This window comes from Listeria grayi, assembly GCF_900638015.1.
In the GTDB taxonomy this organism is placed as follows: Bacteria; Bacillota; Bacilli; order Lactobacillales; family Listeriaceae; genus Listeria; species Listeria grayi.
This window is the reverse complement of the sequence record NZ_LR134483.1, coordinates 1,466,266-1,486,637: the sequence shown is the minus strand read 5'-3', so window position 1 is coordinate 1,486,637 and position 20,372 is coordinate 1,466,266. Positions and strand designations below refer to the sequence as shown.

General features: G+C 36.1%; 27 protein-coding genes. 19 read left to right on the top strand and 8 right to left on the bottom strand.

Annotated elements, in window-relative coordinates; all coding sequences use genetic code 11:
• Positions 1–44: 44 nt before the first annotated feature.
• From EL241_RS07240 to EL241_RS13815, 8 genes are all read left to right on the top strand, one after another.
• Positions 45–500, top strand: coding sequence for a VOC family protein (locus EL241_RS07240; RefSeq protein WP_170166149.1), 456 nt, complete (start codon positions 45–47; stop codon positions 498–500).
• The gene (locus EL241_RS07235) at positions 497–1,015 is read left to right on the top strand and encodes a ClbS/DfsB family four-helix bundle protein (protein ID WP_126320462.1); all 519 of its coding nucleotides are present in this window, start codon (positions 497–499) and stop codon (positions 1,013–1,015) included. The genes EL241_RS07240 and EL241_RS07235 overlap by 4 nt, the downstream gene beginning before the upstream one ends.
• A 547-nt stretch (positions 1,016–1,562) precedes the next feature.
• Positions 1,563–2,585 carry a putrescine carbamoyltransferase gene (ptcA, locus tag EL241_RS07230; RefSeq protein ID WP_003755719.1) on the top strand — a complete coding sequence of 341 codons (1,023 nt, stop codon included), beginning with the start codon at positions 1,563–1,565 and terminating at the stop codon, positions 2,583–2,585.
• Between the two features lie 59 nt (positions 2,586–2,644).
• Positions 2,645–4,021 (top strand): APC family permease, encoded by a 1,377-nt coding sequence (locus tag EL241_RS07225; RefSeq protein WP_003755722.1) that lies wholly within the window; start codon positions 2,645–2,647, stop codon positions 4,019–4,021.
• The gene (gene aguA / locus EL241_RS07220; protein ID WP_036103967.1) at positions 4,008–5,105 is read left to right on the top strand and encodes an agmatine deiminase; all 1,098 of its coding nucleotides are present in this window, start codon (positions 4,008–4,010) and stop codon (positions 5,103–5,105) included. The genes EL241_RS07225 and aguA overlap by 14 nt, the downstream gene beginning before the upstream one ends.
• Before the next feature lie 5 nt (positions 5,106–5,110).
• Entirely contained in the window at positions 5,111–6,052 is a 942-nt protein-coding gene (gene arcC / locus EL241_RS07215) for a carbamate kinase (RefSeq protein WP_126320461.1), read from the top strand.
• Between the two features lie 124 nt (positions 6,053–6,176).
• Positions 6,177–6,956 (top strand): MurR/RpiR family transcriptional regulator, encoded by a 780-nt coding sequence (locus EL241_RS07210; protein ID WP_126320460.1) that lies wholly within the window; start codon positions 6,177–6,179, stop codon positions 6,954–6,956.
• A 187-nt stretch (positions 6,957–7,143) separates the two neighbouring features.
• On the top strand, positions 7,144–7,251 hold the full coding sequence (locus tag EL241_RS13815) for a hypothetical protein (RefSeq protein WP_232020816.1): 108 nt from the start codon (positions 7,144–7,146) through the stop codon (positions 7,249–7,251).
• Positions 7,252–7,576: 325 nt separating this feature from the next.
• Here EL241_RS13815 and EL241_RS13810 read toward each other — a convergent pair whose 3' ends face one another.
• Positions 7,577–7,693 (bottom strand): putative holin-like toxin, encoded by a 117-nt coding sequence (locus EL241_RS13810; RefSeq protein ID WP_232020815.1) that lies wholly within the window; start codon positions 7,691–7,693, stop codon positions 7,577–7,579.
• A 102-nt stretch (positions 7,694–7,795) separates the two neighbouring features.
• Here EL241_RS13810 and EL241_RS07200 point away from each other — a divergent pair, with 102 nt between their 5' ends.
• The 3 genes from EL241_RS07200 (at position 7,796) to EL241_RS07190 (ending at position 10,481) form a co-directional block, all read left to right on the top strand.
• A complete protein-coding gene (locus EL241_RS07200) occupies positions 7,796–9,145 on the top strand; it encodes a PIN-like domain-containing protein (RefSeq protein WP_126320459.1) in 1,350 nt (449 codons plus the stop codon).
• Between the two features lie 321 nt (positions 9,146–9,466).
• Entirely contained in the window at positions 9,467–9,856 is a 390-nt protein-coding gene (locus tag EL241_RS07195) for a peptidoglycan-binding domain-containing protein (RefSeq protein ID WP_036103970.1), read from the top strand.
• A 253-nt stretch (positions 9,857–10,109) separates the two neighbouring features.
• Positions 10,110–10,481, top strand: a complete 372-nt coding sequence (locus tag EL241_RS07190) for a peptidoglycan-binding domain-containing protein (RefSeq protein WP_036103973.1) — start codon at positions 10,110–10,112, stop codon at positions 10,479–10,481.
• Positions 10,482–10,594: 113 nt separating this feature from the next.
• Here EL241_RS07190 and EL241_RS07185 read toward each other — a convergent pair whose 3' ends face one another.
• Positions 10,595–10,762: an IS3 family transposase gene (locus tag EL241_RS07185; protein WP_126320458.1), complete on the bottom strand. Its 168-nt coding sequence runs from the start codon at positions 10,760–10,762 to the stop codon at positions 10,595–10,597.
• Positions 10,763–10,771: 9 nt separating this feature from the next.
• Between EL241_RS07185 and EL241_RS07180 the strand changes: the two genes are divergently transcribed.
• The gene (locus EL241_RS07180) at positions 10,772–11,035 is read left to right on the top strand and encodes a recombinase family protein (RefSeq protein WP_382310564.1); all 264 of its coding nucleotides are present in this window, start codon (positions 10,772–10,774) and stop codon (positions 11,033–11,035) included.
• Here EL241_RS07180 and EL241_RS07175 read toward each other — a convergent pair.
• The 6 genes from EL241_RS07175 to EL241_RS07150 form a co-directional block, all read right to left on the bottom strand.
• Positions 11,032–11,271 (bottom strand): DUF1433 domain-containing protein, encoded by a 240-nt coding sequence (locus tag EL241_RS07175; protein WP_232020814.1) that lies wholly within the window; start codon positions 11,269–11,271, stop codon positions 11,032–11,034. The two genes, EL241_RS07180 and EL241_RS07175, sit on opposite strands and share 4 nt — an antisense overlap.
• Before the next feature lie 93 nt (positions 11,272–11,364).
• Complete coding sequence (fosX, locus tag EL241_RS07170; RefSeq protein ID WP_126320457.1) at positions 11,365–11,763, bottom strand: FosX/FosE/FosI family fosfomycin resistance hydrolase; 399 nt, start codon at positions 11,761–11,763, stop codon at positions 11,365–11,367.
• 28 nt (positions 11,764–11,791) lie between these two features.
• On the bottom strand, positions 11,792–12,868 hold the full coding sequence (locus tag EL241_RS07165) for a helix-turn-helix domain-containing protein (protein ID WP_036103977.1): 1,077 nt from the start codon (positions 12,866–12,868) through the stop codon (positions 11,792–11,794).
• 219 nt (positions 12,869–13,087) lie between these two features.
• On the bottom strand, positions 13,088–13,720 hold the full coding sequence (locus EL241_RS07160) for an IS3 family transposase (protein ID WP_077912705.1): 633 nt from the start codon (positions 13,718–13,720) through the stop codon (positions 13,088–13,090).
• Positions 13,721–13,978 carry a hypothetical protein gene (locus EL241_RS07155; protein ID WP_077912706.1) on the bottom strand — a complete coding sequence of 86 codons (258 nt, stop codon included), beginning with the start codon at positions 13,976–13,978 and terminating at the stop codon, positions 13,721–13,723.
• A gap of 14 nt (positions 13,979–13,992) precedes the next feature.
• Positions 13,993–14,247, bottom strand: coding sequence for a transposase (locus EL241_RS07150; protein WP_126320456.1), 255 nt, complete (start codon positions 14,245–14,247; stop codon positions 13,993–13,995).
• Between the two features lie 179 nt (positions 14,248–14,426).
• Here EL241_RS07150 and EL241_RS07145 point away from each other — a divergent pair, with 179 nt between their 5' ends.
• From EL241_RS07145 to EL241_RS07120, 7 genes are all read left to right on the top strand, one after another.
• Entirely contained in the window at positions 14,427–15,242 is an 816-nt protein-coding gene (locus EL241_RS07145) for a hypothetical protein (RefSeq protein ID WP_126320455.1), read from the top strand.
• Between the two features lie 1,053 nt (positions 15,243–16,295).
• Complete coding sequence (locus tag EL241_RS07140) at positions 16,296–16,550, top strand: transposase (RefSeq protein WP_036103983.1); 255 nt, start codon at positions 16,296–16,298, stop codon at positions 16,548–16,550.
• The gene (locus EL241_RS07135; protein WP_126320454.1) at positions 16,532–17,188 is read left to right on the top strand and encodes an IS3 family transposase; all 657 of its coding nucleotides are present in this window, start codon (positions 16,532–16,534) and stop codon (positions 17,186–17,188) included. Before EL241_RS07140 ends, EL241_RS07135 begins: the two co-directional genes overlap by 19 nt.
• On the top strand, positions 17,185–17,421 hold the full coding sequence (locus tag EL241_RS13930) for an integrase core domain-containing protein (protein WP_036103988.1): 237 nt from the start codon (positions 17,185–17,187) through the stop codon (positions 17,419–17,421). The genes EL241_RS07135 and EL241_RS13930 overlap by 4 nt, the downstream gene beginning before the upstream one ends.
• 211 nt (positions 17,422–17,632) lie before the next feature.
• Entirely contained in the window at positions 17,633–18,214 is a 582-nt protein-coding gene (locus EL241_RS13805) for a hypothetical protein (RefSeq protein WP_232020813.1), read from the top strand.
• 21 nt (positions 18,215–18,235) lie between these two features.
• Positions 18,236–19,405: a hypothetical protein gene (locus EL241_RS07125; protein ID WP_232020812.1), complete on the top strand. Its 1,170-nt coding sequence runs from the start codon at positions 18,236–18,238 to the stop codon at positions 19,403–19,405.
• 10 nt (positions 19,406–19,415) lie between these two features.
• On the top strand, positions 19,416–20,165 hold the full coding sequence (locus EL241_RS07120; protein ID WP_036103991.1) for a hypothetical protein: 750 nt from the start codon (positions 19,416–19,418) through the stop codon (positions 20,163–20,165).
• The last annotated feature ends 207 nt before the right edge of the window (positions 20,166–20,372 follow it).

The window sequence follows — 20,372 nt, the reverse complement described above, 5'->3', positions numbered from 1 at the left end:
TTATAGCATATACTTAGACTATCAAAAAGAAGGAGGATTTAATGATGGCGCATGTAAAAGTAACTACATTTTTATCTCTAAATGGAAAGGCGCAGGAAGCTATTTCTTTTTACCAAAAAAATCTTGATGCAAAGGTTCGGTTCCGAATCACTAATATTGAAATCCAAGCAAAAATGGATCCGGAATATACATTTCCTGAATCAGAAAAAGATTTTGTTTCGCATTCGGTGTTAGAAATCGGTTCCTCAGAGCTATCCATCATCGATGATATGATGGATGAAGGCACAGATGTAGTGACAGGAAATAATCTATCACTATGCCTATACAGCAGTTCCTTAGCGCAAGTGACCGATTTTTATGAACGTGTTACAATGGATAAACGAACAAAAGTCATTATTCCCTTAGAAAAAAACTTTTTTGCCGAAGCATATGCGATTGTAAAGGATCCATTTGGCGTGATCATTCAATTCGCTGTGCAGGCGGAAGGAGAACAAAGATGAGAACTTATGCGGATAAATCAGAATTAGTAGCAGCCATACAAACGGCTTATCAAACATTTATCTCCGAATTTGAAAATGTGCCCGAAGCGTTGAAAGATCTTCGGTTGGAGGAAGTCGACAAAACTCCTGCAGAAATGTTGGCTTATCAATTGGGCTGGCTAGATCTGCTATTGAGCTGGGAGGAGGACGAAAAAGCAGGCAAAAATGTTCAAACCCCAACAGTGGATTATAAATGGAATAATCTGGGAGGACTGTATCGATCTTTTTATAAGCGGTATGAAGCCGCTACTCTACAAGAAATGACAACAGAATTGACCGCATTGGTGGAAAAAGTCTGCGCTTGGGTTTCGTTGCTGTCAGAGCGTGAATTAATGGAGCCGGGACAAAAAAATTGGGCAACGACGAAGGCAATGTGGCCAGTGGTGAAATGGGTGCATATCAATACAGTAGCACCATTCACCAATTTCCGTCCGAAGATCAGAAAATGGAAAAAGCTGGCTCCTGCTGCTCAATAAGTGATATAATCCTTTCATACATACGCAGAAAGGAAGTCGTTCATGGAGCTGGCCGCATTAAGTTTTCAAGCCTTTATACCAATCTCGGTGATTGGCGTCATCGTGATCATTATCGGCCTTATTATTTGGCTGAGTATTCGCGGGAAAAAAAGATGAACCGTTCTTATTGCTAACAAGCCTTTCTGGCTTGTTTCAGCTTGGCGAAAAACGATCATCTTCGTCGTTAAAGCCTGCGTTCCGATGCTCACGTACATAAGTACGCTCCGCTTCGGTACTCAACTTTGCCTAAAATCTAATCATTTTTCGCCAAGCTGAAAACAGCACGAAAATAATTGAAATGATGTTTTTTTCAGTCTAAAACAAGCCTTTCTGGCTTGTTTTTTTATGTGCGTAACATGTTACGCAAAATGAAACGAGTTACAAGGTTCTCTAGTCTGTTGCGAAACCTTGGAAAAGGCTTTTCCAAATTTTATTCTTGTATTATGATGAGCAAGTAATCAGATTACTCGAGCAAGCCGGCTTGTAATAATCTAACGAGGTGGAAAACATGGTAAAGGATTTTATAGACACAAAAGATTTTTCCAAAGAAGAAATTTTATTTATGGTCGATTTAGCATTAAAAATGAAAGAATCTATCAAAAATGGACATTATCCGAAATTATTGAAAGATAAAACACTCGGGATGATCTTTGAACAATCGTCGACGAGAACGCGTGTCTCTTTTGAAACAGCGATGACACAATTAGGTGGCCATGCGCAATATCTAGCTCCTGGTCAGATCCAATTGGGTGGACACGAATCCGTTGGAGATACTGCTAAAGTGCTATCTCGTTTGGTCGATATCTTAATGGCACGCGTTGAACGCCATCATACCGTCGTGGAGCTTTCTGAAAGCGCTTCTATTCCTGTTATCAACGGAATGAGTGATTACAACCATCCCACACAAGAGCTTGGCGATGCCATTACCATGATCGAACATCTTCCAGCAGGTAAAAACATCGAGGATTGTAAAATCGTTTTTGTCGGAGATGCGACGCAAGTATGTGCTTCAACGATGTTCATGGCTACCAAATTAGGAATGGATTTTGTACAATTCGGGCCAAAAGGTTTCCAATTAAAAGAAGAACATCGCAAAATTGGAGAAGCAAACTGTAAAGTATCCGGCGGAAGCTATACGGTAACAGAAGATTTGGAAACAGCGATCAAGGATGCTGATTTTATCTATACAGACGTTTGGTATGGTTTGTACGAAGCTGAACTTTCCGAAGAAGAACGGATGAATGCTTTTTATCCAAAATACCAAGTCAATAAAGCAATGATCGATAAAGCGGCACCACACGTGAAATTTATGCACTGTCTGCCAGCAACGCGCGGCGAAGAAGTGACGGATGAAGTGATCGACGCACCTTACAGTGTGGTATTAGATGAAGCAGAAAATCGATTGACAGCAATGCGTGCTTTGCTAGTTTACTTTATGCAGCCGTTCGTTAAACCAGCTTCTGAAAAAGTGGGCGACCATTATGACAGCGAACTGGAATTATTGCTACGCAAGGCACCGAACAAGCAATAGAAAATAGGGGAAGAAGCGGTCAGCTGCTTTTTCCCTACTCATAAAAGAGGCGAGTGCAAATGGAAAAAAAGAAATTCCGCTTATTTGACGCGGTGCTTATGGCTGTCTGCGTTATTCTAGTTGTAGAATCCGCGGCACCAGCAGCTGCGATCGGTCCCAGTCAGTTCTTCTGGTGGATCAGTTTGCTGATCTTGTTTTTCTTACCTTATGGGCTGGTATCAGCAGAACTCGGCACGACGTATGATGACGAAGGCGGCATTTATGATTGGGTAAAAAGGGCATTTGGCAGACGCTGGGGAGGTAGAGTCGCTTGGTATTACTGGATCAACTTTCCGATCTGGATGGCGAGCTTAGCAGTGTTGTTCGTAGAAGTAATGACACAGATTTTTTCTTTTCATATATCAACCATGACATCGATCATTATCCAGCTGGTATTTGTATGGATTGTCACACTGATTAGCGCGTTTCCTGTTAGTGATAGTAAATGGATCTTGAATATCGCAGCGTTTTGCAAAGTTGCGATCATGGTCAGCTTAGGTGTGCTTGGTATTTATTTTGCCGTTACGAAAGGACTAGCAAATGACTTTTCCGGTAAGGCATTGTTACCGTCTTTTGATTTGAACAGTCTATCATTTATTTCGATCATTTTATTCAATTTCTTGGGATTTGAAGTTGTGACGACACTGGCGGGAGATATGGATAATCCCAAAAAACAAATCCCACAAGCTATCATCATTGGCGGGGCTTTGATTGCTTTCTTCTATGTATTAGCAGCATTTGGGATCGGCGCAGCCATACCTGTAGGCGACCTTTCGACATCAGGCGGTTTGATCGACAGTTTCTTGCTAATGATCGGACACAATAATTGGTTTGTGATCATTATCGGGATCATGTTTATGTATACATTGGCTGCTAACTTGATTTCATGGGCGCTTGGTGTTAATTATGTGACCATGTATGCAGCAAAAAATCAAGATTTGCCGAAAGTGTTTCGGATCGCTAGCAAAAAAACCGATATGCCGATCGGAGCGAATGTGATGAATGGTGTTGTTGCTTCTGTGTTGATCATCGTGGCACCATTCATACCGAATAAAGATATTTTCTGGGCCTTTTTCGCACTCAATGTGATCGCGCTACTTGTTTCCTACATGGTCATGTTCCCAGCTTTCTTGAAGTTGCGGAAAAGTGATGGAAAAAGAGTTCGTCCGTTTAAAGTTCCTGGACCAAAATGGGTGATTCGCCTTGTAGCATTTGTACCAATGATACTTCTTGGAATCACATTGATTTTCTCAGCGGTTCCTTTAAACGGGAGTTCCGCAGAAATAACTGGAAAAGTTCCGATCTTGATTGGTTTCGTGATAACAGCGGTTATTGGCGAGATATGTATTCGTGTGGCGAATGGTAAAAAGGAGGACAAGAAAGATGAAAACAATTGATGGATTTCCAAAAGCAGAAGGTTTCCGTATGCCGGGTGAATTTGAAGCGCATAAAGGCTGCTATTTAATTTGGCCGGAGCGTACAGATAACTGGCGCTTAGGAGCAAAACCTGCGCAACAAGCATTTACCAATGTAGCAACGGCGATTGCCGAATTTGAAAAAGTGACGGTCTTAGTCAGCAATCGGCAATATAAAAATGCCCGCTATCAGTTGCCGGATGAGATTCGTGTGATCGAAATGGCGAGCGATGATGCATGGGTTCGTGATTGCGGACCAACATTTGTGAAAAACGAAGCCGGAGAAGTTCGCGGCATTGATTGGACGTTCAATTCTTGGGGTGGCTTAGTGGATGGTCTATACTTCCCTTGGGACAATGACAACATGGTCGCACAAAAAGTTTGTGAGATCGAAGCTTGTGATCGTTATGAACTTCCTGAATTTGTGCTCGAAGGTGGTTCTATCCACGTAGACGGTGAAGGGACATTGATCACAACGGAAGAATGCTTGCTGTCAGAAGGACGCAATCCCCAGTTTTCCAAAGCGCAGATCGAAAAGATCTTGAGCGAATATCTCAATATCCAAAAGATCATCTGGCTGAAACGTGGAATCTATTTAGACGAGACGAATGGACATGTCGACAATATCCTTAATTATGTGCGTCCAGGAGTTGTAGCACTTGCGTGGACCAATGATAAAGAGGATCCGCAATATGAGATCTCTAAAGAATGCTTCGATATTTTAAGCGAAGCAACAGATGCCAAAGGCCGGAAATTGGAGGTCCACAAATTAGAAGTACCGAAACCGATCTTGATCACTGAAGAAGAAAGCTTGGGCGTAGATGCTGTAGCAGGGACACTTCCGCGAGAAGAAGGCGACCGCTTAGCAGCAAGCTATATCAATTATTATACAGCAAATGGTGGTATTGTTTTCCCACTTTTCGGTGATCCAAATGATGAAAAAGCACGAGCAGCGCTGACAGAACTTTATCCAGATCGTAAAATCGTCGGCGTGCGTGCCCGAGAAATATTATTGGGCGGCGGTAATATCCATTGTATTACACAACAAGTACCAGATGGGAAGTAGAGCAGATGAGAAAATTAAGAATCGTTGTAGCACTTGGCGGAAATGCCATCTTAACAGATGACGCTTCTGCCAATGCACAAAAAAAGGTTTTAAAAGAAACCGCAGAATATTTGATCCCGCTGATCACCGCAGGACATCAAGTAATCATTTCGCATGGTAACGGGCCACAAGTCGGCAATTTAGTTTTACAGCAAGAAGCAGCTCACTCCGATAAAAATCCGGCGATGCCACTAGATACCTGTGTAGCGATGACACAAGGGAGTATCGGATATTGGCTACAGAACGCGCTGGATGAAGCGCTCTTGAATCATCAATTACAGAAAGAAACAGCAACGATCGTCACCCAAGTCATCGTGGACAAGAATGACACAGCTTTTCAAGACCCAACGAAACCGATCGGTCCTTTTTTGACAGAAACCGAAATGCAGGAAGAAAAATTGCGCACCAAGGCTGTCTACAAAGAAGATGCAGGACGCGGTTATCGGAAAGTAGTGCCATCGCCGAAACCAATCGCGATCAAAGAATATCCTGTGATCGCGCAACTGATCGCAAATGATGTCGTGACGATCTCAGCAGGCGGTGGCGGTATCCCTGTGATCCAGGAAGGAAATGAATATGTCGGCATCGAAGCAGTAATCGATAAAGACTTTGCTGCTGCAACATTAGCTGAAGCTGTTCAGGCTGATCAGCTGATTATTTTGACTGGTGTTTCACACGTTGCGATCCGATTCAATCAGCCTGATCAAAAAGAATTACAGCGAGTGACAACCAGCGAACTAGAGGCTTATAAAGCAGAAAATCACTTTGCAAAAGGGAGCATGCTACCAAAAATCGAAGCAGCGATCCAATTTGTAAGAGGCAATCCGCATGGAAAAGCCGTTATCACTTCACTGGAAAATCTGCCTAATTTATTGACAGAAGGAGCAGGAACGGTTATTACAAGATAAACACTCAGGCCTGCTAGCAATCACTTCGATCAGTGGTTGCCAGCAGGTTTATTCCTATTGTTTCCTTATCCCTTTTTCCTTTATAATAGCAAAGAAGAGATAAGCAACTTCTGGAGGAATGGCAATGGATTTTTTCGAAATGGTAAGTAAACATGTTTCCATGCTGACACGTAACGAACGAATTTTATTCGATTATGTGGTCAAGAACATGGATGTCATCAAGCACCAAAGTATACGTGAAGTAGCGGCAGAATGCTTTGTTTCTACGACTACCTTTTTGAGGTTCGTAAGGAAACTAGGTTTTGTCGGTTATAGTGAATTTACAACAGTTCTAAAATTTACATTATTGGATAAAAAGCGTTCCAAACAATTACCGTTCGTTGTTGATCAGCAAGATTACCGCGAAGAATATTTAAAAAACATCATCGAATCCGTGCGTGTCTTGGAAGTAGATAAGATCAACCGGATCACGTCAGTACTTCAAGATCGTCCGCGAATATACATCTTTGCTAAAGGGTTGAGCAAACATGCGGCCCAATATATCAAATACCTATATACGATGAGCGGCTTTTTTGTAGAATTCCCGGAAGATTATCAATATCGTCAGGCAGCAGCAGTCCATATTCAATCAACAGATATTGTTTTTATTCTTACATATGGCGGCCACGACATCGAATTGATCCAGATCGCCAGACAGCTAAAGAACACGAATCAAGTTCAAATGCTGGTATCGATCACCGGCGCAGACAACAATATCATTCAGAATATGAGTGACATCAATTTGTATATTTTTACAGATGAAATCGAGATTGCTTCACTAGATATCACCTCTAGGATCTCAACAATTGCTATTATGGAATTGATTCTCTATCAATATATGGAAAATAAAAATAAACAGATGTAACTAGAAAAGTGGCTGGGACTTTGCGCTATTGGCAGTAAACTTAAGTAAGTGTATGTCCGAAACTCCTTTCATTTTTAGAAAAATTGCATAGGCCCTTTGCTTGGTGGAGCATGTGTAGGGTAATTACCTTCGTAAAGGCGTATATTTACTTCCGGTTTTTTATTAACGTGATTTTTGTGTGGGGGATATGGTGCGATTAAAAGAATGGGAAAAAGGCGATTATACAGGAAGGGAGGTAATGGCACGAATTGCCTATCTAAACGACTTTCAAAAAGTCAGGGTATCTTGTTTCTAGTTTTGAACTGCAACGTTCTCAACTATCATTAAAAAAGTATAAAGGAGATACATCAGCAAATAGTTGCCGGTATACTGATATGTAGGTTGGCGCTGATCGATGCTAATGGAAACATGGAACTAGCGATTGAAAATATGCGCAACAAAGGGAACGCCTGACTAGTAAAAGAAGAATTTCTTGTTTTTAAAATAGCTATTGTGGTATACTAAGAATGAAAAGAGAGCTTTGCGTCAACATAGCCCTCTTGTAGTAGCACCGTTAAAATGACGGCAGCCTCTATTGATTAATTGACCATCAACACTCGGCTAAAAGTGATACTTGATGGTTATTTTTTTTGCTCAAAGCCTAGTATCAGCACGACTAATGTCGCAAAAGCGATCATCAGCGTAAGTGCTTCAAACACAGACAAGTCTAGCTCCTCTCCAGGAGTAAAACTATACATTCAAACATAGGCATCACCCCCTAATGAGGATTTAGCCACCATCTTTCTCACTTTGCTACTTTTAATAGTATACCATATTAATATTTTATAAGGAGATACAAGATGAAAGAAATTTTTGAAGTGTTTTATCAAGATGCAGAAATTGACTTTAACAATATAAAAAGTGATGAGCTTATAGTTTTTGATACCAATTTTTTATTACATATTTTTAGATATTCTAATGAGTCAAGAGGCCAAATTGTTAAAGCCATAGAAAAAGTGAAAGATTCTGTTTTGGTGCCATATATAGTTGGCTTAGAGTACCACTTTAATAAACAAAATGGATTAAGGGAGATAAAAAAGGGAAAGACAGAATTAATTAATGGTGTAAATGGCTTAATAGAAGATATTGAGACAAAATTCATTCCCATTTTAGATTCATTCAGTAAGCTAATAAGGAGTAAAGATGAAAAAGCTATCAGCGAAGAAATTAAAAGCACTTTTAGTGACGATTTAAAAAAGTTTATTCAAAAATTTCAAGATGAAGTATTGTCGAAAGAATTAAACTTAATAGATAATCAGGATAAAGGGGAGATTTTGGCAGAACTATTGAAAGGTAAAGTTAATAATGCTGACAAAAGAGAAATAATAAAATTTATAAATGAACATGGAAAAGATAGATATGATAAGCAAGTACCACCTGGTTACTTAGATAAGAAAGTTAAAGAGGGCGACATTAGAACCTTTGGTGATTTTGAGTATGACAGAATGTATGGAGATCTTATTTTATGGAAGGAAATTTTGTTATATTGTGAAAAAAATAAAATTAAAAAATGTGTTTTAATATCCGATGATTTAAAAGAAGATTGGTTATATGTAAGTAAGGGTGAGAGAGTAGGGCCAAGAGTTGAGCTGAAACAAGAACTATGGAAAAATAGTCAAACTACCTTATCTATTATGGATTCTAATGCTTTTTTGCAGTCCGTATTCAATGAGAGGACTAATATATCCAAAGATCGTATTGATTATAAAGCACAAGGAATATTTAAAAATAATATCGATTATAGTGGGAGATTAGGAATCAAGGAGTCGGTAATTTTACGTTCTAGGTTATTTCAAAAATTATTTTCAAATAGTTTTAGAAGATTTAAAATAATTAGAAATAGGATAAAGCGTTCTTATGATAGAGAAGGCGAATTAGAATCGATTAACAAAGAAATTATATATAGCATTTTGTTAAATGCGAGCAGAGATATTGAACAAATTCTTAATGGATCCAAGGATAAGATCTTAATAATAGAGGGTAATTACAGTGAAGAAGAGATAGTTGAAATTAAAGAGGTTTTATTTAGTGAATTAAATAATCTAGAATACTTAATTTCCTGTGTTGAAGATGAAACCATGAGTTATTTATTTGTAAATATAAGTAAGATTTATGAACACATACATGATGTCTTTACTTTGAGAGGTTAGTATAAAGCTGTTTACTGACAAGATTACTAAGAAAGTCTAGAAATTATAAACTATAGACTATCTGAGGCATATTTAAAAAACCTATTAATCTAGATAAGATTAATAGGTTTTTTGTCTATATAATAGTACAAAAAAAGTATTGTACAAAATATAAAAATAAATGGAAGCTAGAATATCCATGTTTAAAAAGTAATATAATCAACCCTTTTTTCTCAAATGAACCGTTTAGGATGAAATATAGACATTTCACGATATAAATGTTTAAATGTTTAGAATGTTTGCTATAATGTAAATAACTTCAAAGAAAAGGAGATGTTTGCGATGAATGTAAAAGCAATTAATTTAAAAAAAGTCTTTCTTAGTATTAGTATGGTAGTGACATTGTCAATGAGTTTTGTTGGAATTTCATGTATTAAAACTGACTATAATGTAGAAGCAGCGGCCTTGCAAGGGTTACATGAATCATATTACTCGATGAAGAAAGATAGCAAGGTTAAAAAAGCAGATGTTGCTACAATTCAAGTAAAATACAATAATTGGTTGTATAATGTATCTACTATAACTTATTTTATGAAAAATAGATTGAGCGAAGACGGGTACTTTGGGAATAATACTTTTTTAGCTATAAGATATTATCAAAGTAAGCATAAAGATTTAAGTATTGATGGTGTGGTTGGGAAGAGTACGTGGAAGTATTTGAGATTAGAATAGAAAATTTTTGTTTTTTTGTAAAAGCTGTATATTGTTATATTTATTTTGTTGGAGACTGAACAGGTAATGATTTTTCGTGGGAGTAAGTCCATGTGATAATGCATAAATATTTCACAACATAAATTTTTATAACATGGTCAATGCCGATTAGTGGGATAGTCTTTTTTGCTGATTCGTATTCTTGATGGATATCTTTGTCTGGTAAATAATTTTTCAACATAACCTATATATCAAACAAAAAGGAGAGATTCATATGAATCGTTTTAAGACGATTTTTGCCGGTTTATTAGTTTTAATCACACTTTCAACAGTTACTGGGATAACACCAATCGGGCAAGGGATAATAGGTGCAAAAACAGTTGATGCAGCCGTCTATAGAAATGCATTTGGATCAAGAAATTACAGCTATGCTTACACTATAAAGATTCAAAAAGCATTAAACAACTTTGGGGCACTTAACCAAAGCAAGTTCTATATAAATCTTAAAAAAGACGGTGTTTATGGTGCCAAGACAGCAGAGGCTGTTAGTATTTTTCAAGGAGAGGCAAGATTAAAAGTTGACGGACACTGTGGTGCTGAAGCAACAGGAAACACATGGAATAAATTAAAAATTTATTATTGGTAACAATTATAAATTCAGTTTCATAATACCTTAAGGGTTCTGTTATATAGTCTAAAAAATAGTACACACTAACAGTTGGATAGATGTCAATAAAGTAGACAGAAAAAAGGAATATTTTATGAAGAATTATTTAAAAAAGCAAGTTCTTTTAAATTAGGTGATAAGAAGTTGTTTGCGGAATGTGGTCTCTTTGAATTATAGAATCCTTCAATATATTCAAAACAAGCTAACTTTACTTCTTCCAAAGAGGAAAAATTTCGTCGATTAAGTTCTTCTTTCTTCATATATTTAATGTGCTTGGCTCCTTTGCAGAATTTGAGCGAGATATGATCGTTAATCGAACTGGAGAAGGTCGGCAACGTGCAAAAGCTGCAGGAAAAAAATTAGGGCGAAAAGGACAGCCTGAAGAAAAGATTCAACTAGCAATCTATCTTTGGGAAAAGCGGAATGAAAATAAGTATTCGATTGTGGATATTGTTACTTCAACCGGCGTCCCAAAGGCAACACTCTATAAGAAAATAAAGGATATGGAAAAAGAAAACAGAAGCAATCTCTAGTGGGATTGCTTCTGTTTTTGTTCTTCCAATATTTTAGATACAGTTTTAGTTTTATTTGTATACTCTGGTTTGGCTAAATTTCCAAGTCCTCCTGATTCTGCGCCTTTTCCTTCAAAATTAGTTCCAGAATCAATATCCGCATCGAACTTTAAATTAGGATCATCGTTTATATAGCCTTCTATAACATATGTACCAGTGGGGATAGTATGTATATCAGTAAAATTGGGGATTGTCAAAGGCGGCATATGTTAAAGTAAGTGTAGGAAGAAACATCAGAGATGGGCTAGGAGGAAAATGGAAGGTTATTGCTGCTAAAGATTGGATAAGAGTCAATATGCCGCTAAACGCTCTTCTAAAGTACCTGTATGAAGTTCAAACAAATGCATGTCCTCATCGTAAAAATATAAAGATGCTCCCTCCCCCTCTATTCTTGAACGTCCTACGTCTAATTGCCCACCAGCTCGTATAATTCGCTGCCGATAACCGGGTAAATCTGAAAGCGCAACTTTGAATGCGATATGATTATATGTTTTCGGGAGCGGATGTTGGTTATTTTCCATGAGTGCTATCCAAAGCTCTCCAATCAATAGAAACTTTTCACGATAGTGAGAATGATAATTTTCACCACTAGTATAAATTTCTTTCGCCTGAAAGATATTCTCAAAAAAAAGGGTGCTTTTTTCTATATCCTTAACAACAAACGTAATATGGCTTATTTTTTCAATCAATTTAATCTCTCCTATTTATGCAGTTTAATTATAGACATTTATTAATAAGCTCTAAATATTGTGAGTCTCCATAACCTATTCTTGGGAAAAGTCTCAATAAGTTGTTCAGCAATTCATCCGTCGATAAGTTCTTGTTTTTATAAATATACTTAGTCACTTCATTATGCTCATTCAACATATCCAGATATAGATTAACTGCTTGAAACATGACCGGAAGCAGTTCACTTGATGGCTTTTGATGATTTAGTAACACTTCTTTATAGACAGATAAATAATTTCCTAACTTAAGTTTAGTCTGATTCACTTTAAATTCATCTTCTCTAAAACTGTTTAGGAACACTTCTCCATTATAGTCAGACTGTTCAAGATATGCAAGCATGGTTAATAGATTCATTTGACAAAACATATCTTCTCCAAACCATAGTACTAGACAATTATAGGATTTAGTAAAAAGACAATTCAGCGGGGCAATCACTTTTTTCCTATAATTTTCTTTGGTGTCATAATGTCCTGATGATCTTAGCTCAATAAATGTCTCACTAAAAATTATTTCAGTTGTTTCATGGACGGACATTGCCTCGTTAAACGGAACATAGTCTGCAGACCCCATTAACTGCTTGTCTTTAAAAACCTTATACATATGCTGACCATTTAACACATTTAACACATTCTGATTAAGAAATGCTTGTTTAAGCGTTGGCAATTGATCAGATTCAATTTTTTTCGAAATATCCATCTGATATCCCTCTCCTTCTTTGTTTATCGTTAATTTAAAAACTGTTTGAATTGGAACTCGCTGCTGTTGATACATTTTTGGAGTAATTCCAAAAACGGATTTAAACGCTCTACTGTAGGCTTCCTGTGAAGAATAATCATAATCGAATGCGACATCGATTATTTTCCGCCCATTTTCAAGCTTTTTTGTAGATAAATACAGTCTTCTAAGAAGAGTATATTGTCGGATACTCATACCCGTTGATTGATGGAATTTAAACGAACAATAATAGGGACTGAAACCCATATGAACCGATAGTTTATCCAACGAAATAGTCGCAAGAAGATTCTCTTCAATCCAATCAATCATATCTTGGATGTAGTCATTCATTTTCATTCGCCTCCCACAATTAGAAGTATATAAAATTTTGTTCTCTAGTATTTGATATTTATTGTAGTAAACTAATCTGATGTTTCAAAGATTCTATTGATGGTAGTTAGAACGCAATTATTGATTTTCTGACAAGTTTAAGTGTCACTATATACAAAATTTTTATAAATTGAAACTATTTGAAATGAGATGGATAAGAGTCAATAGTTGAAACAGTTTTTACGAGAGGTTTTTCAAGGTTAAGCAGATGAAAAATTTTTGTTCAAACTTGTTTGAGGATAAATAAGCTAATGAGCTATGAATTCGGCGATTATTATAGAAGCCTTGAACATAGCTGAAAACTTGAAGCTTTGCTTCTTCAAAATTGGAATAAGCAGATCGTTGGTAAACGTGCTCTTTTTTTGACAGAGCGTGGAAAGACTTGATTCCAGCGTTATCATAGGGATATCCTTTTTGGCTGTAAGAATGGTAGATATCCATTGCTTTTAACTTTGTTTCATAATCGATACTTGTATATTGCGAACCTAAATCGATATGAAGGATCAGTCCTTTTTCTATCTTTCGTTTAGAAAGTGCATCATCTAAGGCTTTAAGGACGATAGAAGTCTGCATAGTTCGATCAAAGTGATACCCAATAATTTTTCGGGAATGCAAATCCATGATGGTGGATAAATAGCACCAGCCGTCTGCGATGGTATAGATATAAGTAATATCAGCTACCCATTTTTGATTGAGTCCAGTCGTTGAAAAATCTTGATCCAGTAGATTTTTATAAGTTTTTAAGATTCTTTTCGTTGGCTTTCCTGCTTTAAACTTCTTCACCGTAATAGACCGAAGGTTTTGTCTTCTCATTTATTTTTGGACACGTTTGATACTGATGTCCGGATATTCGAGGTACGAACTTGCTAGCAAATAACGAAGTTTCCCAGCTCCATAGATTCCTTGATTTTCTTGATACAATCGTAAAACACGTTGATCCAACAACTGATCGGCTCGCTTTCTTTTGGAAACAATCGGATTTAAATGCCTGTAGTAGGAACTTCTGGAAACACCAAGACTCGTACCCATTTTTAAAATACTATGGCGGCCTGCTTCTTGTTCTTGGTTCATCCATTTTAGGATGGCTATTTCTTTGCGAGCAGACCGAGTGCTTTTTTTAAGATGAGGAGTTCTTCATCCTTTTCTTTCAATTGTTTTTTTAATCGTTTGACTTCGTCAGAAGTAGGCCCTCCGGGACTGATAGGTGTATTTCCTTGAATCCACTTCAAAATGGTGGAGTAACCAACTTCGTAATCAGTAGCCAATTGACGGGGTGTTTGTCCTTGTTCATGAAGGCCAAGTATTGTTTGTTTAAAGTCTTCTGCGTAGCGTTTGGGCATGTATGACATCTTCCTTTGAGATTAATTTTACACTCTCTTAAAAGTTTTCTCAACTTCTATCCTACATCCATTTGGGAGGAGGAGGCAATACAGGAACAAAAAAATATACGAAAAAGGGAGAACGAAAATACAAATATTTACAATCCAAAGTCATTCGGTTTTATCATATCGCTTTCGTGTTGACTACCCATGTACTGCTTGCAACATTTAGTATTGCGGTCATCAATGCAGGTAAGTTCAATACAGAAGATAGTGGAAGTGGGGCTAAAAATCAATTACGCCTAGCAGGGACAGAAATGTTTCTTGCGGACCGAACCTACAGGCCTCAAACGCACTCGGCAGAATTTTTATTTCAAATAAAACGGGAGTCTATTTATCAAAAACAACCGATGCAAATGGTCGTAGCAGAGAAGAAAACAAGGCAGAAGTTACCTAGTAAACTCATGGAATTAAATGAAGAATATATGCTTGTGGTTGTTCAAGATATACCTGAAAAGTGGAAAGAGATAGTGATTGATATTGGAGAAAACGAACTTTATGTGGATACAAATTCAGAAGTGAAAACGGACTATCTTTTAACAAAAGATAAGTCAGAAATCGTCCAAACTGGAGAATGGAAACAAGGTGCTTTCCACTTTTCTAAAGAAAAAACACCAAGCAAAAATATGTCGAGTCCATTAGATGGAGAAGGATATTTGAGGTATTATGCGGAAAGGCAAGTACAAGCTGCGGATCGATTAGCAGATGGCTATGGCGCAGATATGGATCGATTGAATCAAAATATCAAGCACATGGATGAACAAATTGCATCGTTAGAATCGGATAAAAAATATCAGACAGACAAGCAACAAGAAATAACCAATTCAGATATCAAATCTATTAAAGGACAACAAGAAGGAATGCGAGGGAAATTAAGTGAAATGAAATTAGGCATCAAGCAATTAATGGCTCGTAAAGGGAAACTGGTGGAGTGGTTACGTGATCATCCAGCCTAGTTTCCCCTTTTTTTACTCCAAATTTACTGGCAAAAAGCTGGCAATGCTAGCTAGTTTGTGAAAATGAAAAGGAATACGTAAAAAAGCAACTGGCAAAACACTGGCATTTCCTCTTATTTTGACCGCGGATTGGCGCTAGGCACTGCCTAGCTTCTCAATGATTTGACCCCAAAACCCCTTAACCTGCTTTAAACCGAAATGGTTTCACAATTTTGGTTTAAAGCTCTTTGGGTTTGGCTCGATGCCAAAATCAAAGAGGGGATCGCTCGCAAGTGTCTAGAAAAAAGAAAGGAAGGAGAACCGAAACGATGGTAAACGAAAGCACCACCCAAAGTGTCTCCATTCTGGGGCTTAGCAAGGAAGCAGAGCACTACATCAGGCAACAGGCAAAGGCAGCAAGGTGGGGATGATCATAATGTCATACAAAGTTACTTTGACTGTGTGGGACTTGAATTGGAGGCTTCCACATTGAAAAGGCGAGTAATCAGGAGCTAACGAAAGCACAGAGTGAAGTCATAGAGGTGTCTGATTTTCAGCTAGAGCTCTTTTCGCAAGGAATAACGAAAAAATGCTTTAGAGAAATTAGATATTACGGAAGCAGGTTTGGATCAATTGAAAAATAAGGAAAGAGAATGGATTAGATAAATGATTATTTAGTTGTTTATGCTAGTTTAAAAAGGGGGAGAGTCGCTCCTTCCAAAGCGATTACTCCCCTTTTTTATGATTATTATTTGAAAAAATATGGTTTCTGTGATAAAGGTAGGCTACCAGCCTAGTTTGAAGAAAAGTTCAACAGGGTATAAAAGAAGAGAGCTATGCGTCAACATAGCCCTCGTGCAAACAACATATAAGATGGCAACCAACCGAATAAGCTTAAAAAATCACTCAATCCAGCGGTTTAAGCTTATGAGTGGTTTTTTAAAGCAAACTTTGTGATACAATATGTATTGTGGCTAAATTCGCAATGCATATTTTGGTGTTAGTATCAAACCTTAGACAACTTTTCGTAGAGACAAAAATAAATTAAACTTATCTACGAGAGGACGGATTTTTATGACCCGATATGAAGAAAATTTCAAACAGATGATTGTTGAACTGAATCAAACTGGACGTTCTGTTCGAGGTTTAGCAAAAGAATATGGCTTATCTGAAGCAACCATTTACAAATGGAAGCGTTTATATTTGCCAAATCAGTCCACAGGACTGATTGGAAAAGAAGCGACTGACCTGAGAAAAGAAAATGCTCGTTTGAAAGAGGAACTTGAAATCTTAAAAAAAGCCGCAGCCATATTCTCTCGAAAGACCTAAATTTACTTGTTCAATTTATTGAAAAAAGGGGTAAAGTTTACACCATTTGTTTTTTGTGCCGGTTATTAGAAATTCCCAGAAGTGTCTATTATTTCTACAGAAATAGGCCTTTGACTACCACGCAAATAAGAAATAATTACTTGAAACAGAAAATTGCGGATATCTTTTTTGAAAATAAACAGCGATATGGCGCGACAAAAGTCTATTACGTGTTGTGTAAAGAAAACATTTCCGTTTCTCTTAAACATGTACAAAAACTAATGCGACAAATGAATTTACGTTCTATTACGATTAGAAAATATCAGCCACAAAGGAATAAACAAACAGTGGTGCCCAGAGTAAATAGCTTGAACCAAGATTTTTCCACTAAAACTATTTGTGAAAAATGGACAGCCGATATTACCTACATTCCTACTAAGAAAAATGGTTGGTGTTACTTATCTTCGATCATGGATTTACACACGAGGAAAATTATGAGTGATACATTTTCAAAACGAATGACTGTGGAGTGTGTCATCCAAACATTAAATAAAGCAAAAATACCGTATTCCATTCCAGACGGAATGATTCTACACACTGATTTAGGTAGCCAGTTCACAGCAATCGAAGTGAGCAATCGCTTAAAACTAACAAAATAAGGCATTCCTATAGTCGAAAAGGAACTCCTTATGATAATGCAGGAATCGAATCTTTTCATGCCTCATTGAAAAAGGAAGAAGTCTACACGACTAGTTATTCGAATTTTGAAGAAGCAAATCTAGCGCTATTTAGCTACATTGAAGAATTTTATAATCGGAATCGAGTCCATAGTTCGATTAACTATTTAACTCCGCAGGAGTTTGAAGATCTGGAAAAAGAAAAAATGGCATAACCGTCTCTACTAAAATGTGTCCAAGATATTGACTCAAATCCATTAAGTGAAAATATATGGAGTAGGAGTCTAGAAATTATGATTTCTAGACTTTCTTAGCGCCGACGAACAAATGCTGGCTATTGAATAAACGCAAATTATATTTTTGTTTCTAAAATAGTCTATAATGAAGAGTATAGATTAATGAATATTTTAGACAGGAGAGATCGATGTGGAACAAAAATTTAATCAAGAGCAAATTGAACATTTGGCAGCAGCATTTTTAATAGACTATTTTGCATATGATAGTAGAACTCAAACGGAATTCAAGCTAGCGGATAAGTCTCCAGGATATGATGGCGAATTAAGACTCTATAATATATCTCAAGGAGAGAAGAGAGAAAAGAATAAAGTGGATTGTACTTTTCATGTTCAGATTAAAGGAACTACGCAAGAAATTAAGAATAAAAAAAGACCAACATTTAGAACTAATAGAAACGATTTAATTTTTTTTGAAAATACGAATAAACATTGTTTATATTTTAACGTTGTTGTGGAAATTATTGAAGGCAAAGCTATAAAGATACCTTACTACCGTTTTTTTTCAAACTTTGAATTAAACCAAATAATAGAAGACATGAAGAAAAATAATAATACTAATCGGATGTTATCTTATACAAAAATGGGAGATATAAAAGGTTTTATTGCGATATTGCAAAATCTAAAAGAAGATTTAAGTCAAGTTGTACTCTCGCAAGAAGATTTCCAATCAATAAAAACGAAATCAAAGGACTTTTATGTTTCAAGAACATGAGTTATTCCAGACAGTTCGTCTTTGGAATTTTTGTATGGGGAGACATTCACACTTTATGCGAAATCTACTACATTACCTGGTTATAAAGCAGCTATAGGAAAGGTTACGTTAGAAAAAAAGTTATTTGATGAGGTTCTTGACTTTAAAATTGAATTTGGAGATATAACTACAGTGTATGTTTCATCTGCTTCTTCAATAGATCGCGTTGTTGAAGGTATAGAAATAAGTAAATCAATTAAACTATTCATTCGAGAAATTGCAAATAAAAAAGCAATAACTATTAGTTTTGATTATGTATTAAATGAAGAAGAAACTATGGAAACGCTTGAGTTCAGTCATAAAATAATCAAGTATTTACGCACTAATAATGAAATAAAGATAAATGATATTCTGATTAAATTTGATTCAACTTTAAAAACGGATACCTCTGACTTTGAAGAGTTTGAACGAGCTCATTCTCAAATACTGAAGGCGATGAGGCATTTTGAAATGAATATTGATGAAAACATCAAAAATATATCTGAAAAACAAATAAAAGAATTACTATATATGTATGATATAGAACAAGGAAAAATAATAAATGAAGAAGAGAAGTTAGTATATTTTAAGTTTGGGTTAAAAGTCTATTATTTTCTTTTAGGTAAAAGTGGCGTCTATAATATTCTTTGGAAAGACTTCGAGAGTAAGCATTTTTTGAAAGTTGAACTAGATGATGAGACGTATGAGTATGTTCCCAATTTTATTATGGTTACAAGAGATATTCATAAAGTATATAATTTCAATTTCAAAGCAGTTCAAGACAGAATAAATGAAAGTGTTTTAGAAAACAATTGGGACGAAGTTTTTAATAAATATGAATTGGAACTGATAAGTGACTATGATAACAGCAGAGATAGTAGGGTTTTAAGTCTAGCGTCGTTAATAAATAAATTGCTATTAGAGAAAGATACTAATAACATAGTTGAGAAAATCAATTATTGGCAAATAATAGCTAGAAAAGAGAGCCTATCCTTTGATGATATAAAAGAATTAAAAGATATTGTTCGAGATAGTAGCTTTGCGGAGGACATACATTTAGCAGCTAAAGTTTTAATTAATACTAAATTTAAAGGTGAGTTTAATTTAGAAAATGAAAATTTTGAGCCTATTAAGCAATATCCAATTTACAATTTAGTCAAGATCTTAGATTAGGGGGAATAATATGTTATTTGATTTATCTACAATTTATAATACGTATATAACACTAGCAAAATTTTTGAAAATTGACTATGAAACACTACGAAAACTCCTTGATCAATATCATATTGAAAAGTCAATTAATCACTTTAAAACGAAACTTCCAAAGGACGCTGAAACGATCACTAAAAAATCCAGGATTAAATTTTTTCATATAACAACCACCATTGATAATTTAGCTTCTATCAAAGAGAGGGGCATACTAACTCTTGATAAGCTGCTAAGTACTGAATCTTCATTCACTAATTTTTTGAAAGAGCACAATATAGAATACATTGAGAATCAACAGATATTTTTAGTTGAAGGGCAAGAATTGGATATAAAAAATGAAAGTTGGACTAACGTGGTAGAACGCCTTACTGATGACTCAATTATAAATGGTTTCTATTATATGGATGACAGTATGAAAAATTACAGTAGCGTAATTAGTTATCCTGAGATACTTCATGATTTAGATGAAATACTAAACAATAAATATAAATTAAAGGATAAATGGAAAAATTTAGCAACTCCTTATGTGTTAGAGATTGAAATCCCTTGGATAGATGGAGAAGGGGATAATTTGGGCGAAGAAATAGATGCAGATGAATTTTTTAAAAGGTTAGTGAAAAGGGCTGCTGGCGAAGAACAACGTAATGAGGATAATATTTTCTTTGTAAAAAAGGGTAGAAATATTTCACCAAAAGAAATCAAAAACTACAAAAAATTAATATAAAGAATATAGGACATTAGGGTATACCTTATTCGCATCTCAAAGGAATGCGAATATACTTAGCTTTATAACCGGACAATAGAGTTGTGCAAAAATGGTATAAATTTCTTGAATTTTGAGATGATAAGGAATGTCTAGGATTGGATATATCCGAGTAAGTACGTTTGAACAAAAGAATTGATCGCCAGCTGGAGGAATTAGAAATATGTG

Coding starts and splice junctions, on each gene's coding strand:
- EL241_RS07200 (WP_126320459.1), top strand. CDS start 7,796: ATGAAAGAAATTTTTGAAGTGTTTTATCAAGATGCAGAAATTGACTTT.
- EL241_RS07185 (WP_126320458.1), bottom strand. CDS start 10,762: ATGAAGAAAGAAGAACTTAATCGACGAAATTTTTCCTCTTTGGAAGAA.
- EL241_RS07160 (WP_077912705.1), bottom strand. CDS start 13,720: ATGAGAAGACAAAACCTTCGGTCTATTACGGTGAAGAAGTTTAAAGCA.
- EL241_RS13810 (WP_232020815.1), bottom strand. CDS start 7,693: ATGTATAGTTTTACTCCTGGAGAGGAGCTAGACTTGTCTGTGTTTGAA.
- EL241_RS07190 (WP_036103973.1), top strand. CDS start 10,110: ATGAATCGTTTTAAGACGATTTTTGCCGGTTTATTAGTTTTAATCACA.
- EL241_RS07225 (WP_003755722.1), top strand. CDS start 2,645: ATGGAAAAAAAGAAATTCCGCTTATTTGACGCGGTGCTTATGGCTGTC.
- EL241_RS07240 (WP_170166149.1), top strand. CDS start 45: ATGGCGCATGTAAAAGTAACTACATTTTTATCTCTAAATGGAAAGGCG.
- aguA (WP_036103967.1), top strand. CDS start 4,008: ATGAAAACAATTGATGGATTTCCAAAAGCAGAAGGTTTCCGTATGCCG.
- EL241_RS13815 (WP_232020816.1), top strand. CDS start 7,144: ATGGTGCGATTAAAAGAATGGGAAAAAGGCGATTATACAGGAAGGGAG.
- EL241_RS07155 (WP_077912706.1), bottom strand. CDS start 13,978: ATGAACCAAGAACAAGAAGCAGGCCGCCATAGTATTTTAAAAATGGGT.
- EL241_RS07140 (WP_036103983.1), top strand. CDS start 16,296: ATGACCCGATATGAAGAAAATTTCAAACAGATGATTGTTGAACTGAAT.
- EL241_RS07195 (WP_036103970.1), top strand. CDS start 9,467: ATGAATGTAAAAGCAATTAATTTAAAAAAAGTCTTTCTTAGTATTAGT.
- EL241_RS07210 (WP_126320460.1), top strand. CDS start 6,177: ATGGATTTTTTCGAAATGGTAAGTAAACATGTTTCCATGCTGACACGT.
- EL241_RS07165 (WP_036103977.1), bottom strand. CDS start 12,868: ATGAATGACTACATCCAAGATATGATTGATTGGATTGAAGAGAATCTT.
- arcC (WP_126320461.1), top strand. CDS start 5,111: ATGAGAAAATTAAGAATCGTTGTAGCACTTGGCGGAAATGCCATCTTA.
- EL241_RS07235 (WP_126320462.1), top strand. CDS start 497: ATGAGAACTTATGCGGATAAATCAGAATTAGTAGCAGCCATACAAACG.
- ptcA (WP_003755719.1), top strand. CDS start 1,563: ATGGTAAAGGATTTTATAGACACAAAAGATTTTTCCAAAGAAGAAATT.
- EL241_RS07120 (WP_036103991.1), top strand. CDS start 19,416: ATGTTATTTGATTTATCTACAATTTATAATACGTATATAACACTAGCA.
- EL241_RS07150 (WP_126320456.1), bottom strand. CDS start 14,247: ATGCCCAAACGCTACGCAGAAGACTTTAAACAAACAATACTTGGCCTT.